Raw genomic sequence first — 2,257 nt, forward strand, 5'->3', positions numbered from 1 at the left:
GATTTAGATGCTTTACCTGAATAAAAAACTATGGCAAAGTTGATTAATAAAAAACAACTATCAAGGATTGTTTTGAAGGGCTTTAAATCTATTGCAGAATGTAATCTTGAACTTACTCAACTCAATATACTAATTGGCTGCAATGGCGCAGGAAAATCCAATTTTATCAGCTTTTTTCGCATGGTTCAAGAGATACTTGATGGACATTTGCAAGTTTTTGTTAGTCGTCAAGGTGGACCGGACACAATGCTGCATTTTGGTCGAAAAACAACTGAACAATTAGAGATTGAACTATATTTTGGCAATAATAGATACCTTGCCACTCTTGAACCAACTCAAGATAACCGTCTGATGTTTTCTAAAGAATCTTTTGGCTGGAGGAGTAGTGGTAACTCGATAATGCAAACACAAGCACTAATAGGTAGTGGTAATTTTGAAACTCAGGCTTTTAAAGGAACTGGGACAAAAAAGGATAAAGATATATTATCTACTATGCAGCAATGGCGAGTTTATCATTTTCATGACACCAGCGATAGTGCCTATGTAAAACAAGCTGCTCCTATTAATGATAATATTTATCTGCGTCCAGATGCTCGCAATTTGGCGGCTTTTTTGTATTTATTGAAAAATAACTATTCCCAATCTTATCAACAAATTGTTAAAACAATCAGACTTGTCGCACCGTTCTTTGGTGATTTTTTATTGCGTCCTTCTCCACACAATCAGGATCTAATAGAGTTAGAATGGTTTGAACAAGGTCAAGATATTCCTTTTAAAGCTCATTTGCTTTCAGATGGAACGCTGCGTTTTATATGTTTAGCAACGGTATTTTTACAACCTACTGTTTTACAACCAGAAACTATTTTAGTTGATGAACCAGAGTTAGGTCTTCATCCTTATGCAATTACTATTTTAGCATCTTTAATACGTGCTGCTTCTAGAGAAAAACAAGTAATTGTTTCTACTCAATCTGTAGAATTATTAAATGAATTTACAGCAAATGATGTGATTATTGTAGATAGAAAAGATGGTAAATCATTACTGCGTAGATTGGATGAGGATGATTTACAAGAGTGGTTAGAAGATTATACTTTAGGAGAATTGTGGAAAAAGAACATTATTGGAGGTAGACCTTCAAGATGATGCGAGTCAATATTTTTGTAGAAGGACAAACGGAAGAAACTTTTGTCAGAGAATTACTTTACAATCATTTTTTGCAACAAAACATATATGTTAACCCTATACTTCTAGGAGGTGCGGTAACTTATGGAAAAATCAGAAAAGAATTATATCGTAAATGTTCTGAAGATAGCACCGCTTTTGTAACTACGATGTTAGATTTGTATGGACTACCAAAAGATTTTCCCGGTAAAAGTTCTATTCTCACTACAGCTAATATTTTTGAGAAAGCTGAATATCTTGAACAACAAATGGGTGTAGATATTGGAGTCCAAAATTTTATTCCTAATTTATTGGTGCATGAGTTTGAGGGACTTCTCTATAGTAATCCACAATCTTTTTTAGGATGGTTTGATCAAAACATAGTAGAACAGCTACAGCGTGAACGTGAATCCTTTTCTTCACCTGAACATATTAATGATAGTCCGATAACAGCACCTTCTAAACGTATTCTTCGATGTTGTCCTGGATATGATAAACCGTTACATGGTTCTTTAATTGCTATGGATATCGGATTGGATACAATACGTAAACAGTGTCAGCATTTCGATAAATGGTTAACAAAACTGGAAAACATTAAGTAGTTAACTATTTTGTCAGAATCAGGATGTCTAGGATTTAAGGATTTACAGGATGGAAATTTTATGAATAACAATGTAGATATAGGACTCGTGCTGTTATCTCATGGTGAAGATGGGTATTTTGTTGTCGAAGTACCCAGTTTACCCGGTTGTATTAGTCAGGGTAAGACTCGTGAAGAAGCTTTAGCTAACATAGAAGAGGCAATATCTCTCTACATTGAAGTTTTGCAAGACAGAAATGAACCTATTCCAGAAGATACGGTATTGATGGGATATTAATCTGAAATACCCCTTTTTGATACAATTGAGATCCAAAATCGCATAAAATTAACAAAACAACCCCGAATGGAGATTTAACTTGTCGGCATATAGGACTAGATTACAAGCAAACGAGATTAAGCTCAGACTACAACCTTTAAGACGTGCATCTCTGTTTAGAGGAGAAATTGAATTGGCAGTTAGGATTAAAGAAATTCTAAATACCTGTCTCTTATACA

3 protein-coding genes are annotated in these 2,257 nt (G+C 34.4%); all 3 read left to right on the forward strand.

The window, feature by feature from the left end:
* The first annotated feature begins 30 nt into the window (after positions 1-30).
* The 3 genes from IQ228_RS24960 to IQ228_RS24970 are packed head-to-tail and all read left to right on the forward strand — an operon-like array spanning position 31 to position 2,039.
* Positions 31-1,143, forward strand: a complete 1,113-nt coding sequence (locus IQ228_RS24960; protein ID WP_027400862.1) for an AAA family ATPase — start codon at positions 31-33, stop codon at positions 1,141-1,143.
* Positions 1,140-1,763 carry a DUF4276 family protein gene (locus tag IQ228_RS24965; protein ID WP_193964834.1) on the forward strand — a complete coding sequence of 208 codons (624 nt, stop codon included), beginning with the start codon at positions 1,140-1,142 and terminating at the stop codon, positions 1,761-1,763. Before IQ228_RS24960 ends, IQ228_RS24965 begins: the two co-directional genes overlap by 4 nt.
* Positions 1,764-1,823: 60 nt before the next feature.
* Positions 1,824-2,039, forward strand: a complete 216-nt coding sequence (locus tag IQ228_RS24970; RefSeq protein ID WP_051424211.1) for a type II toxin-antitoxin system HicB family antitoxin — start codon at positions 1,824-1,826, stop codon at positions 2,037-2,039.
* Positions 2,040-2,257 lie beyond the last annotated feature (218 nt).

Source organism: Dolichospermum sp. LEGE 00246, assembly GCF_015207865.1.
GTDB classification, from domain to species: Bacteria; Cyanobacteriota; Cyanobacteriia; order Cyanobacteriales; family Nostocaceae; genus Dolichospermum; species Dolichospermum heterosporum.